This is a genomic window from Caulobacter sp. GW821-FHT09B08, from assembly GCF_059418225.1.
On record NZ_JBWKPL010000006.1, the window covers coordinates 116881 to 130508 of the forward strand.

Annotated in this window: 8 protein-coding genes; 4 read left to right on the top strand and 4 right to left on the bottom strand. The window is 69.4% G+C overall.

Going from position 1 to position 13628, the window contains the following annotated elements; translation table 11 throughout:
• Positions 1 to 97: 97 nt before the first annotated feature.
• On the top strand, positions 98 to 1321 hold the full coding sequence (locus tag AC07OA_RS17525) for a glycosyltransferase (RefSeq protein WP_494665094.1): 1224 nt from the start codon (positions 98 to 100) through the stop codon (positions 1319 to 1321).
• On the opposite strand, the gene AC07OA_RS17530 is transcribed toward AC07OA_RS17525, so the two are convergent.
• The 4 genes from AC07OA_RS17530 to AC07OA_RS17545 all read right to left on the bottom strand — a co-directional run bounded on the left by AC07OA_RS17530 (position 1215) and on the right by AC07OA_RS17545 (position 7536).
• The gene (locus AC07OA_RS17530; RefSeq protein ID WP_494665095.1) at positions 1215 to 2129 is read right to left on the bottom strand and encodes a glucosamine inositolphosphorylceramide transferase family protein; all 915 of its coding nucleotides are present in this window, start codon (positions 2127 to 2129) and stop codon (positions 1215 to 1217) included. The two genes, AC07OA_RS17525 and AC07OA_RS17530, sit on opposite strands and share 107 nt — an antisense overlap.
• 3 nt (positions 2130 to 2132) lie before the next feature.
• The gene (locus AC07OA_RS17535) at positions 2133 to 3278 is read right to left on the bottom strand and encodes a heme-binding protein (RefSeq protein ID WP_494665096.1); all 1146 of its coding nucleotides are present in this window, start codon (positions 3276 to 3278) and stop codon (positions 2133 to 2135) included.
• A gap of 113 nt (positions 3279 to 3391) precedes the next feature.
• Positions 3392 to 6079 (bottom strand): pyruvate, phosphate dikinase, encoded by a 2688-nt coding sequence (gene ppdK, locus AC07OA_RS17540; protein WP_494665097.1) that lies wholly within the window; start codon positions 6077 to 6079, stop codon positions 3392 to 3394.
• 332 nt (positions 6080 to 6411) lie between these two features.
• Positions 6412 to 7536 carry a carbohydrate porin gene (locus AC07OA_RS17545; RefSeq protein ID WP_494665098.1) on the bottom strand — a complete coding sequence of 375 codons (1125 nt, stop codon included), beginning with the start codon at positions 7534 to 7536 and terminating at the stop codon, positions 6412 to 6414.
• A gap of 253 nt (positions 7537 to 7789) precedes the next feature.
• Between AC07OA_RS17545 and AC07OA_RS17550 the strand changes: the two genes are divergently transcribed.
• The 3 genes from AC07OA_RS17550 (at position 7790) to AC07OA_RS17560 (ending at position 13448) form a co-directional block, all read left to right on the top strand.
• Positions 7790 to 9598, top strand: a complete 1809-nt coding sequence (locus AC07OA_RS17550) for a methyl-accepting chemotaxis protein (RefSeq protein WP_494665099.1) — start codon at positions 7790 to 7792, stop codon at positions 9596 to 9598.
• Between the two features lie 92 nt (positions 9599 to 9690).
• Positions 9691 to 11328 carry a flavin-containing monooxygenase gene (locus AC07OA_RS17555; RefSeq protein ID WP_494665100.1) on the top strand — a complete coding sequence of 546 codons (1638 nt, stop codon included), beginning with the start codon at positions 9691 to 9693 and terminating at the stop codon, positions 11326 to 11328.
• 140 nt (positions 11329 to 11468) lie between these two features.
• Positions 11469 to 13448, top strand: a complete 1980-nt coding sequence (locus tag AC07OA_RS17560) for an ATP-binding protein (protein WP_494665101.1) — start codon at positions 11469 to 11471, stop codon at positions 13446 to 13448.
• Positions 13449 to 13628 lie beyond the last annotated feature (180 nt).

The following is a 13628-nucleotide window of genomic DNA, read 5'->3' on the forward strand; positions in this document are numbered from 1 at the left end:
TCCCGCCGGCGGCGTCTGACAGTTAGTGGAGCTTGGTTGCCCGCGGTTCGCCCGCGCCCGACGCGCCATCACGTCGAGGTCGGGGGACCGAAAGAACATGGGCGACAACGCGCGCACGATCGCGATCGTGCTGCATGACCTGCCGTTGGGCGGTTCGGAACGGATCGCGGTGCGGCTGGCCAACCGCTGGGCGGCGCTGGGCCGCAAGGTGACGCTGTTCTGCGGCTCGCGGGAAGGACCGCTGGCCGACCTGATCGAAGCCGGCGTCGAGGTGGTCGAGGCCGATCCGCCCATCCCGCGCGGACGCGGCTCGCGCAAGGCCCTGGGCAAGGCGACGGCCGCCTATGTGGGCCAGCATCGGCCCGACATCCTGTTCGTGCCGGGCAACTATCACTGGCCGATCCTGCCGGCGGTGGACGCCCTACCCGCCCACCAACGCCCCGGCGTGGTGGCGCAGATCGGCACGCCGCTCTATCGCCATGGTCGCGGCCGCCTAGCCCAGATTCCCTACAATCTGAAGACCCGCTTCCAACTGCGCCGCGTCGACCGGGCCATTTCGCTGTCCGACAGCATGACCGAGGACGCCAATCGGGCGCTGGGCCGGCGGATCACCCAGCGCATCGCCCTGCCCGCGCTCGACGACGAGGACCGCGCCTTCACACCGCCGCCCGAGGGCAAGATCGTTCTGGCCGCCGGCCGGCTGGTGAAGGAGAAGGGCTTCGACGTCGCCATGCGCGCCTTCGCCCTGCTGGACGATCCGGAGGCCAAGCTGGTGATCGTCGGCGAGGGCGAGCGCCGGGCCGAGCTGGAGGCTCTAGCGGCCGAGCTGGGGATCGCCGACCGCGTGCGCCTGCCCGGCTACGTGCCCGACATCCGCCCCTGGCTGGAGATCGCCCGCACCTTCCTGCTGACCTCCTGGTACGAGGGCTATGCGGCGGTGATCGTCGAGGCCCTGGGCGCCGGCCGCCAGGTGGTGAGCACCGACTGCACCCCCGCCGCCCGCGAACTGCTGAGCGAGGCGCGCAACGGCCGGGTGGCCGCGCTGGGCGACGCAGAGGGCCTGGCCGAGGGCCTTCGCCAAGTGCTGAACGCCCTGGCGCCCGATCCGCGCGTTCTGGCCCATTCGGTGGCCGACTATCGGATCGGCCCCATCGCCGAAGCCTATTTGCGGGTGTTCGACGCGGTGGCCGCCAAGCGCGCCAGCCCGGCGAGCGTCAAGCGCTTCGCCCCGTTCCCGGTGCGCGCTTTTTCCATGCCCGCCGAACATCGAGCGCCAGCGATCGCGGCGAGACGACGAAGCGCTTGGCGTCGATCAGCGTGACAGGTCCGGCGGCCGACAGGGTGTGGAACCCGTCGGTCAGGCGGCCGAAGCTCGCCGGCGGCGGGATGGGATCGTCGGCCGTCGCCTCGAAACGATCCGGCGTCAGCGTGGTCACCCGCAGGGCGCGGATCGCCCCGCCATAGGTCTTGCGGCAGTCCTGCATCGGCAGCACCAACGCACCGTCGACAATGATCGGCGTACCGCCCGGCCGTGAGCTGGACCGGTCGACCCGTACGGGATTGCCCGGATGCGGCGTCCACGGGCCGATGATCCTGTCGGCCCAGGCCACGTGCAGTTCGCTGACCTTGGCGGCCTTGGTCGTGGCCGGGGTGTAGAACAGCCACCACCGCCCCTCGTGGAAGACGGGGGTGGCGTCGATGGCCACCTGGTCCAGTTCGATCGTCTGGACCGGCTCCCACTTCGTCGGAAAATCCACGGCGCGATAGAGCGTCAGTCGCCCGGACTTGTGGGCCTCGGGCAGCATGTAGGTCTCGCCGTCCTCCTCGACGATGAAGGGGTACGACAGGTGCCAGGCCTCCTTCAGCACCGGCTCGCGGCCCAGCAGGTTCAGGTCGGCGTCGAAGGTAAGCACCTCGATGGCCCCGACGCGGTCGCGATAATCGTAGATCTCGACGAAGACGTAGAGCCGCCCGCCCCGCCAGACGCCGACGGGGTCGGCCAGGAAGGTCAAGGGGCCGGGATCGGGGATCCAGGTCACGGCGTGCTCGGCCAGCGCGCCGGGCGCCAGCAGGTCCGCCATCGGCGCACGCACCAGCCCCACGCGCCACATGTCCTTGACCAGCCCCATGGCTCAGCCCACCCGGTCGGCGAACTTGGCCAGGGCCGCGCGGGCGCAGGCGTCGGCGGTCTCGTGGCTGGTGTCGGCCACGGCCAGGCCGCCAACCAGCTTGCCGGCCATGTGCAGCGGCAGCGAGCCGGCGTGCGGGTTCAGCCGCTCGGGCTCGGCCTTGATCAGGGCGGCGAAGGCCGGATCGGCCTTCTCGCGCGGCTCCATCTCGCTGCCCGGCGCATCGAACTGCACGGCCGTGGCGGCCTTGCGCGGGGCGGCGACCGGCGGCTTGGGGCTGCCCGGCGCGCGCAGAACGACCAGCGGATTGCCCTTGTCGTCCACCACGGCCGCGCTGACCGCCGCGCCCTTGGCGGCGCAAGCGTCGACGGCGGCCTGGGCCAGGCCGATGGACAGCGGCAGGTCCAAGGCCGGTTCGGGCGCGGCGAAGGCGTCGACCGGCGCGAGAGCCCACAGGGTCATCAGCAGCATCGCCGCCTTGGTCGCCACGGCCTTGGCCGGCCGCACCACCGCCACCAGCCAGCCGCCGCCCCAAGGGGTGTTGATCGCCGCCTCATCCAGCACCGAGCCCAACCGCTTGAGGCGATGCCACAGCCGCAGCGGCTTCAGCGCCAGCCACATGGTCAGGCCGACGCCGCCTTCCGGCTTCAGGTTCGGGGCATAGTGGGCGACCAGGTCCTCGACCTCGCCCAGATGCTCGATGCACTCGGAGAACACCACAACGTCGAAGGTCTCGTCGGTGCGGAAGGCACGGCCGTCTCCCAGCAGCAGGTCCACTTGGCCCGTCGCGCGTTCGGCCGACAGGCGCTCGAGTCCCTTCTCGACGGCTGGGGCGGAGAAATCGACGCCGACATAGCGGGCCGGCGCATGGGCCCGGAACGCCTCGAACAGCACGCCCTCGCCGGCCCCGATCTCGAGCACGCGGGGATTGGGCCAGCGGTCGGCGATCATGGCGGCCAGCAGGCGGTGATGGTGGCGCTGGTGGGACCTGGCCAGGCGGTCATAGACCCCCTCGCGGTACTCGCGATCCCACTTCTCGACCGGCGCGGCGACAATGGGCTTGTGGCGCTTGCGCATGAACAGCTCGCCGACCCACGGACGGTCGAGCGAGGCCAGTTCGATGAACCGTCGCCAGCGCAGATAGGCCATTCGCTTCCCCAGGATATCGTCGATACCCCGGATAGGCGCCCTACCCTGGCGTGTCCAGCACCCCTAGGCTGTCACGTCCGGGCGAAGCCTGCTTCGCCCGGACGTTCAGAACCTCAGGCCTTGTTGTTGAGCGCGGCCTGGGCCGCCGCCAGGCGGGCGATCGGCACGCGGTAGGGCGAGCAGGACACATAGTCCAGGCCGACCCGCTCGCAGAAGTCGATCGAGGCCGGGTCGCCGCCGTGCTCGCCGCAGATGCCCAGCTTGACGCCCGGACGGGCCGCGCGGCCACGCTCGGCGGCGATGCGGATCAGGTCGCCCACGCCTTCCTGGTCGAGGCTGACGAAGGGGTCCTTTTCGAAGATGCCCTTGTCGATATAGGCGCCCAGGAACTTGCCGGCGTCGTCGCGGCTGATGCCGAACGTGGTCTGGGTCAGGTCGTTAGTGCCGAAGCTGAAGAACTCGGCGTTGGCGGCCAGGTCGCCGGCCCGCAGGGCGGCGCGCGGCAGCTCGACCATGGTGCCGACCGTGTACTGAAGGTCCACGCCCTGCTCTTCCAGCACGGCTTTCGCGGTGCGGTCGGTCAGGTCGCGCAGATACTTCATCTCCTCGCCCTTGGTGACCAGCGGGTGCATGATCTCCGGCACGGGCGCGGCCTTGCCCGACTTGGCGATCTCGCACGCGGCCTCGATGATCGCCCGGACCTGCATCTCGTAGATCTCGGGGTACGACACGCCCAGGCGGCAGCCGCGGTGGCCCAGCATGGGGTTGGTCTCGTGCAGTTCCTTGGCCCGCTGCATCAGCTTGGCGGCGTCCAGGCCGGTGGCGGCGGCCACGGCCACGACGTCCTCTTCCGTGTGCGGCAGGAACTCGTGCAGCGGCGGGTCCAGCAGGCGGATGGTGACCGGCAGGCCTTCCATGATCGTGAACAGCTCGACGAAGTCGGCCTTCTGGAAGGGCGCGATCTTGGCCAGGGCCGTACGGCGACCGGCCTCGTCGTCGGCCAGGATCATCTCGCGCACGGCGGCGATCCGGGTGTCGTCGAAGAACATGTGCTCGGTGCGGCAGAGACCAATGCCTTCGGCGCCGAAGCCGCGCGCGGTCTTGGCGTCCAGAGGGGTCTCGGCGTTGGCGCGCACCTTCAGGCGGCGCACGCTGTCGGCCCAGCCCATCAGGGTGGCGAAGTCGCCGGTCAGCTCGGGCTCGATCATCTTGGGCGAACCGGCCAGGATCTCGCCGGTGGAGCCGTCGATGGTGATGGTCTCGCCGGCCTTGTAGTCGCGGCCGCGCACCCGGAAGAGGCCTTCCTTGGGGAAGATCGCCACGTCGCCGGCGCCCGAGACGCAGGCCCGGCCCATGCCGCGCGCCACGACGGCGGCGTGGCTGGTCATGCCGCCCCGGGCCGTGATGATGCCCCGCGCGGCGTGCATGCCGTGGATGTCTTCCGGCGAGGTCTCCTCGCGCACCAGGATCACGGCCTCGCCGTTCGAGGCGGCCTTTTCGGCGGCGTCGCTGTCGAACACGATCTTGCCGGTGGCCGCGCCGGGCGAAGCCGGCAGGCCCTTGGCGATCAGGTCGCGCTGGGCGGTGGGGTCGATGGTCGGGTGCAGCAGCTGGTCCAGCGAAGCCGGCTCGACGCGGCCGATGGCTTCTTCCTTGGAGATCACCCCCTCGGCGGCCATGTCGACGGCGATCTTCAGGGCGGCCTTGGCCGTGCGCTTACCGCTGCGGGTCTGCAGCATGTAGAGCTTGCCCTGCTCGACCGTGAACTCGATGTCCTGCATGTCGCGGTAGTGGCGCTCCAGCGTCTCGACCACGGTCTTGAACTGGCCGAACACCTCCGTCATCGCCTCTTCCATCGAGGGGGCCGTGTCGCCCATCTCCTCGCGGGCGGCCTTGGTGAGGGACTGCGGCGTGCGGATGCCGGCCACCACGTCCTCGCCCTGGGCGTTGATCAGGAACTCGCCGTACAGGCGGCCGTCGCCGTTCGAGGGGTTGCGGGTGAAGGCCACGCCGGTGGCCGAGGTCTCGCCCATGTTGCCGAACACCATCGACTGGATGTTGACGGCGGTGCCCCAGGCCTCGGGGATGTCGTGCATGCGGCGATAGAACTTGGCCCGGTCGTTCATCCAGCTGGCGAACACGGCGCCGACAGCGCCCCACAGCTGCTCCTGGGCGTCCTGCGGAAACGGCTTGCCCAGCTGTTCCTTCACGGCGGCCTTGTAGTCCTTGATCACCCCGGCCCAGTCCTCGGCGGTCAGGGCGGTGTCGACGGTGACGTCCAGGCGATCCTTATGGTCGTCCAGGATCTCCTCGAACATGTGGTGCTCCAGATCGAGCACGACGTTCGAGTACATCTGGATGAAGCGGCGATAGCTGTCATAGGCGAAGCGGCGGTCGCCCGAGAGGATCGCCAGGCCTTCGACGGTCTCGTCGTTCAGGCCAAGGTTCAGGACGGTGTCCATCATGCCCGGCATCGAGGCCCGGGCGCCCGAGCGCACCGAGACCAGCAGCGGGTTCTTCACGTCGCCGAAGGCCTTGCCGGTCAGGGCCTCGACCTTGGCCAGGCCCGCGTTCAGCTGATCCTTCAGCTCGGCGGGATACTGCTTGCCGTTGGCGTAGTAGTGGACGCAGGCCTCGGTGGTCACCGTGAAGCCCGGCGGCACCGGCAGGCCCAGGGACGACATCTCGGCGAGATTGGCGCCCTTGCCTCCCAGGAGATTCTTCATCTTGGCGTCGCCGTCGGCGCCGCCTCCCCCGAACGAATAGACCCACTGCGTCTTGGTCAGCGTATCAACCGGCATCTCTGGTTCACCCTGCGATAGTGAAAAAGCCCGCGATTCTCTGACGGAACCGTCCTGGCTTGGAACAATGCGCCTAAACGCCCATCCCGCACTGCAATATCCGGGCGTTCACTAGCACCTTGTCAAAGAACCCGTCCACCAACGGTTTTCGGTTCGCAGTCTAAAGCAGAATTTCGGCAAATTCTTCCAATGACAACGATGTCATGACTTAGTTTTGCGCGCTGACCCTAAATATCGCTACCTGACCCGAGTCTATGGGAACCGCCGGGGCGCCCGTTTCCGTGCTTTGATCGCCCCGGCGAAGCTGAGCCGCGCCGATCACGCCGGAACAGCTAGAACAGGCTGATCGTCATCCGCAGGGCCAGCACCACCACGTTGGCGGCGTCCTGGTCGCCGCCGGCCCGGCGGATCAGTTGCACATCGGGCTGCAGGGTGACCCGGGGAGCGATCTTGTCGGAATAGGTGATCTCGACGCTGGATTCGGCCCGGGCCGGCGCGACCCCGGCGTCGAGGGTGTTGGCGCGCTGCTTGGAAGACAACACGCCCTGCTCCACACCGACCGAGAAGGCGCTGTCGGGCCGCGAGGCGAAGACCTTCTCCACCAGCACCCCGGCCTGCCAGCCCGAGCGGAACGGCGTGGTGTCGCCATCCGACAGGCCGACGCGGGCGAAGCCGTTCACCGAGCGGCCGGTCTCGCCGCCATCGACGAACGGATACTCGGCCAGCAGATAGCCGCCGCGCGCCTTGGCCTGGGCCGGATCGCCGTGGATATCGACGTCGCGCAGGTCGGCCTGGCGTTCGGTGTAGAACCAGCCGCCAGCTGCCACGCGCCAGCTGTCGCCGAAGCCGGCCTCGGCGATCATCAGGGCGCCGTTGTCGAACTCCATCGACGCCCCCTTGGGATCGCCCACCGTTCCGGCATGGGCGTTGAGCACGGCGGCCTGGAGATAGCGGCCCTTGTCGCCCTCGATCCTGGCCCGCACCGCCAGAGCCGTGGACGGGAAGATCGACGGACCGTTGGGACCCGTCGAGGCGAACTCCGAGCCGATCCCGAACGGCGGCGCCAGCAACAGGCCCGAAGCCTCGGTCGAATAGAACTCGCTGTTGAGGTCGTAGAGCCCGGCCAGGACCGAGCCCTTGTCGCCGGCGAACTTGCTCTGGATCCACAGCTCGTAGAGCCGCGCCCGGGGGCGGCCGACCTCGATATTGTCGACGCCCTGCAGGGTGCCGGCCAAGTCGTTGGGCGCGCCGCCGCTGTTGTTGAGCAGATAGCCGTGCACGGTGGCGCCGCGCCAGCCGACCAGCTTCTCCAGGTCGCCGTCGACGATCACGTCCAGATTGTCGAGGAACCGGCCGGCATGGGACGCGCCGCCCTTCACCGGTCCGCCGACATCGGCCGTATAGGTGATCTCGTGGGTCCAGGCGCCCTCCTCCGAGGTCGTCTGGGCTTGAGCCACCGCGCCGACACCTGAGATGGCAACGCCTAGAACGCCACCCAAGACATACGAACAGATCGATCTAGCTGAAGTCATGGCCTGCCCCGTGATTACGGGAACAAGTACCGGCAGGTCTTGAAGCACCGATTAAAGTTCACAGGGCGCGGCCTTTTGTCTCAGATAGGACTTTTGGAGCGTCAAAATCAAAGAACGAAAGCGCCGTTAACCCTGCTAGGCGAGGGTGTGTTGAACTAGTCGGGGACGGGACCTGAAAATGCTTCGCACGATCAACCACAAGGTGATGGGCGCCGGCGCGGCCGTCATGGTGCTGTGCACGGCCAGCGCGGGCGCGGGCTTGTGGTCGACCACTCGGCTGGACACCGCCCTGCAGGACGCCAACGTTTCGGCCGCCGTGCTGCGCAACCACATGGAAGCCGACATGATGCACGACGCCCTGCGCGCCGACGTCCTGTCCAGCCAGCTGGCCAGCGATCCCAGTTCCGGCATCGCCATCGACGACGTTCGCAAGGACCTCTCCGAGCACACCGAGATCTTCCGCAAGTCTCTCGCCGACAACGACGCCCTGGCACGGGATCCCGCCAGCCGCGCGGCCCTCGCCCAGCTCAAGGCCCCGCTCGACGTCTACATCAAGTCGGCCAACGACATGGTCGACCTGGCCGCCGTCGACCATGCCCAGGCCGTTGCCGCCATGCCCGGCTTCATGAAGCAGTTCACCACGCTGGAAGGCGCGATGAGCCAGGCGTCCGACAAGATCGAGGCGGCTTCTTCCGCCGCCGCCGCGCGAGCCAAGAGCGTGGCTCTGTTCTCCGAGATCCTGATGACCGCCGCCGTCGTGGCGGGCGTGATCTTCGCCGGCATACTCATCGTCATCTCGCGCGCCGCCATCGTGCGGCCGGTGCTGAACCTGGCCGGCGACATGCGCCGCCTGGCCGCGGGCCAGAACGACATCGTCGTCTCGGGCGCGGGCCGCCCCGACGAGATCGGCGAGATGGCCAAGAGCGTCGAGGTGTTCCGTCAGTCGGGCATCGAACGCGCTCGCCTCGAGGCCGAGGCCGCCGGCTTCCAGCAGGAGCTGGACCGCAAGCTGCGCGACATGGAGGCCGCCTTCGAGGTTGCCGGTCGCGAACAGAAGGCCGTGGTCGAGGTGATGGCCAAGGGCCTCTCCAGCCTGGCCGGCGGCGACCTGTCGACCCGCATCTCCGCCCAGGTCGCCGCCGACTACGCCGCACTCAAGAACGACTTCAACGCCGCCGCCGCCGGCCTGGAAGACGCCATCCGCACCATCTCCAGCGTCGCCGGCCAAATCGGTTCTGGCACCCAGGAGATCGCCCAGGCCTCCAACGACCTGTCGCGCCGCACCGAGCAGCAGGCCGCCAGCCTGGAAGAGACCGCCGCCGCCCTGGACGAGATCGCCGCCACCGTGCGCCAGACCGCCGACGGCGCCACCCGCGCCACCCAGGAAGTCGCTTCCGCCCGGGGCGACGCCGAGAAGTCGGGCCAGGTGGTCGACCAGGCCGTCAACGCCATGGGCGCCATCGAGGACTCCTCGCGCCAGATCACCCAGATCATCGGCGTGATCGACGAGATCGCCTTCCAGACCAATCTTCTGGCCCTGAACGCCGGTGTCGAGGCCGCCCGGGCCGGCGACGCCGGTCGCGGCTTCGCGGTGGTGGCCCAAGAAGTCCGGGCCCTGGCCCAGCGGTCCGCCGAGGCGGCCAAGGAGATCAAGACCCTGATCTCGACCTCGTCGCAGCAGGTGGACGCCGGCGTCAGCCTGGTGGGCCAGACCGGCGAGGCCTTGAACCGCATCGTCGGCCGCGTGGCCGCCATCGACGACCTGGTCCGCCAGATCAGCTCGTCCAGCCAGGAACAGGCCTCGGGCCTGGCCGAGGTCAACACCGCCGTCAATCACATGGACCAGGTCGTCCAGCAGAACGCCGCCATGGTCGAGCAGGCCACCGCCGCCACCCACTCGCTGAAAGGCGAGACGGCGCAGCTGGTCTCGCTGGTCGGCCGCTTCAAGATCGGCGGTCAGCGCGAAGCGATGCGGATGGCCAGCTAGAAAAGACGGTATGGACTGCCCCAGGGTCAGGCTCCTAGCCTCCTCGTCACCGGTCGCTCCACGAGGGCGAGACAAGAACCGGGGAGGAAACCATGGCTTCCGCAACGGCCCGTCCGGCCGCGAGCCCGGCTGCTCGCGAACCTCTTCTCGACGCCACGCCGCTCGACGCCATCGTGGTGGGCGCCGGCTTCGGCGGGCTCTACATGGTCCACCGGCTGCGCGAGGCCGGGCTGAGCGTCCAGGGGATCGAGGCGGCCGGCGACGTCGGCGGCACCTGGTGGTGGAACCGCTATCCCGGCGCCCGCTGCGACCTGCCCAGCCTCCTCTACGCCTACAGCTTCTCCCAGGAGCTGATGGAGAGCTGGCGGTGGAGCGAGAAATACGCCACCCAGCCCGAGATCCTGGCCTATGCCGAGCACGTCGCCAGCCGCTACGCCCTGCGCGAGGCCTATGTCTTCGACACCCGGGTGGTCTCCGCCGTTTTCGACGAGGCGGCCAAGCTCTGGACCGTGAAGACCGACCGGGGCGACGCGCTCCAGGCCCGCTTCTGCGTGATGGCCACCGGTTGCCTGTCGGCCCCGCGCGACCTCGACCTGCCGGGCGCCGACACCTTCGAGGGCGAGACCTATGTCACTGGCCTGTGGCCGCACGATCCCATCGACTTCAAGGGCAAGCGGGTGGCGGTGATCGGCACCGGCTCGTCGGCCATCCAGTCCACGCCCCTGATCGCGGAGGACGCCGCCCAGGTCTACGTCTTCCAGCGCACGCCCAACTTCAGCCTGCCGGCCCTGAACACGCCGCTGAGCGACGCCGAGGTGGCCGAGTTCCGCGCCGCCTTCCCGGCCTATGTCGAGCTGCTGCGATCCGGCCAGCCCGGCATCCCCATGCCGCCACCCGACTGGGTCCCCAACGACGAGGAACTGGCCCAGCTGGTCGCCACCCTGTGGAACGGCTGGGGCCTGATCTCGGCGGTGCAGATCCCCAACATCGCCAGGGACGAGCGCACCAACGCCGCCGCCGGCGACTTCGTGCGGGCCAGGATCGCCGAGATCGTCAAGGACCCGGCCACGGCCGAAGCCCTGACGCCGCGCGACTTTCCGATCACCACCAAGCGGGCCTGCGTCGACACCGGCTGGTACGAGACCTTCAACCGCGACAACGTCCAGCTGGTGGACCTGCGCAAGACGCCCATCGAGGCCATCGTCCCGGCCGGAGTGCGGACCACCGAGCGCGAGTACGAGGTCGACGTCATCGTCAGCGCGCTCGGCTTCGACGCCATGACCGGCGCCCTGCTGCGGATGGACATCCGGGGCCGCGACGGCCTTGCCTTGAAAGACGCCTGGGCCGAGGGACCCAAGACCTATCTGGGCCTGGCCGTGGCCGGTTTCCCCAACCTGTTCACCGTGACCGGACCGGGCAGCCCGTCGGTGCTGACCAACGTCCTGACCGCCTGCGAGCAGCATGTCGACTGGATCATGGACGCCATCGCCCATGTCCGCGCCACCAACGGCGCCACCCTGGAGGCGACGCCGGAGGCCCAGGAGGGCTGGGTCGCCCACGTCAACGACGAGGCCGACAAGACGCTCTTTCCCCGCGCCGCCTCCTGGTACATGGGCGCCAACATCCCGGGGAAGCCCCGGGTGTTCATGCCCTATGTCGGCGAGGGCTATAAGGTGCGCTGCGACGCCGTGGCGGCGGCGGGCTACGAGGGCTTCGACCTGCGCCCTTGACCTCCACGCTCGCTGGTGGAGGGCTCTCGCCTTTGAGGTGAACAAGCTCGGGCATATCGTCGCAGAACGCTGCTTTTCTCTGTCTGGAAAGACACTTAGGCCATAGCTGGTCGCCTAGTTTTCGTGCAGAGCGCTTCACGATGATCGACGCCGCCGCGGCCCCCTCGGGTCCGCCCTACGACCTGCTGATGGAGGCCTTCGACACCGCGTCGGAGGCCCTGGCGGTGTTCGACGCGGCCGACCGCTGCGTGGCCTGGAACCAGCGCTATGCCCGGCTCTGGTCGCGCTGGGGCGTCGATATGACCGAGGGCGTCACCTTCGAGACCCTGCTGCGCGCCGGCCTGGCGGCGGGCCGTTATCCCGAGGCCGGTCCGCGTCCCGAGGCCTGGTTGGCCGACCAGATCCACCGCCGCTCGTCCCTGGCCCAGATGAACGACCAGCGGGTCGAGCACGGCGAGCTGCTGCGGTTCGAGACCCGCCGCACCCCATCCGGCGGCCGGGTCACCACCTGCGTCAGCCTGGGTCCCGCCGCCGACACCACGGCCCGCCCGGCCCAGCCCCAGACCTTCCTGGACACGGTCATCGAGAACGTGCCGACCATGCTGGTGGTCAAGGACGGCGACACCGGCAAGTTCCTGCTGATCAACCGCACCGGCGAGGAACTGCTGGGCGTCAAGCGCGAGGCCCTGCTGGGCCACAGCGACTACGATTTCTTCCCCGCCGAACAGGCCGACTTCTTCGCCGCCGCCGACCGCGAGGTGCTGGAGAGCGGCGAACTGCGGGTGATCGAGGAAGAGCCGCTGGACACGCCGCACAACGGCCGCCGCTGGCTGCAGACCCGCAAGATCGCCATCTCCGGCGAGGACGGCCGCCGCCACCTGCTGGCCATCTGCGAGGACATCACCGAGCGCAAGCTGAGCGCGGCCGCCCTGGACGCGGCCCTGCACCGCGCCGAGGCGGCCAGCATCGCCAAGAGCGAGTTCCTGGCCAATATGAGCCACGAGATCCGCACGCCGCTGAACGGCGTCATCGGCATGGCCGAGGTGCTGGAGCGCACCGCCCTCACCCCACGCCAACGCGACATGATGTCGGTGATCATCAGCTCGGGCCGCACCCTGAACCTGCTGCTCAGCGACATCCTTGACCTGTCGAAGATCGAGGCCGGCGCCCTGGAGCTGGCCGAGGAGCCGATGAACCTGCGCGAGGCGGTCACCGCCGCCGCCTCGGTGTTCGAGGCCGGCGCCCACGCCAAGGACCTGGCGTTCGAGCTCGACTTCTCCGACGACTTCCAGGACTGGGTGGTGGGCGACGCCCTGCGCGTCCGCCAGATCGTGGCCAACCTGACCAGCAACGCGGTGAAGTTCACCTCGGCCGGATCGGTGCGGATTCAGGCCGCCACGGCGCGCTCGGCGACGGGCGGGGTGGCCCTGACCGTGGCGGTGACCGACAGCGGGGCCGGCTTCGACCCGGCCGCCGGCGAGCAGCTGTTCGAGCGGTTCCAGCAGGCCGACGGCTCGGTGACGCGCCAGGCCGGCGGCACGGGCCTGGGCCTGCCCATCGCCCGGCGGCTGGCGCGGCTGATGGGCGGCGACGTCGCCTGCGAGGCCCGGCCGGGCGACGGGGCGACCTTCACCTTCACCGCCCTGCTCAGTCTCTGCCAGGTAGCCGATCCGACATGCTGCCGCGCCCCGGAGCCGCCCGCGCCGGCCGCCGCCATCGAGCGGCGCCTGCGCATCCTGCTGGCCGAGGACCATCCCACCAACCAGCAAGTCGTCGACCTGATGCTGGGCGACGCGGCCGACCTGACCATCGTCCCCGACGGCGCCGTGGCCGTGGAGGCCTTCGCCGCCCACCCCTTCGACGTGATCCTGATGGACACCCAGATGCCGGTCATGGACGGCCTGGCCGCCATCGCCGCCATCCGGGCCCAGGAACGCGACCGGGGCCTGGTGCGCACCCCGATCATCTCCCTGACCGCCAACGCCATGCCCCACCAGGTGCAAGCGTGCCTGGCCGCCGGCGCCGACCTGCACCTGGCCAAGCCGATCAGCATCCAGGGCCTGTTCGAGAGCATCGACGCGGCGCTGGGGCTGATGGAGCATTACGAGCTGGACGTTTAGACGCGACGCACTTGCCCCCTACGGACCGCTTCGCGGTCGTCTTCCCCCATAGGGGGAAGAGCTGCGTGCGTGCGGCGCCCTCCGCCCCCTACGGGGGCGGACAGACCGCGAAGCGGTCAGGTGGGGGCAAGTGAGTGCGCTCCCACGCCAAACTGGCCATGAGCGGATGGGAAGGGTGCG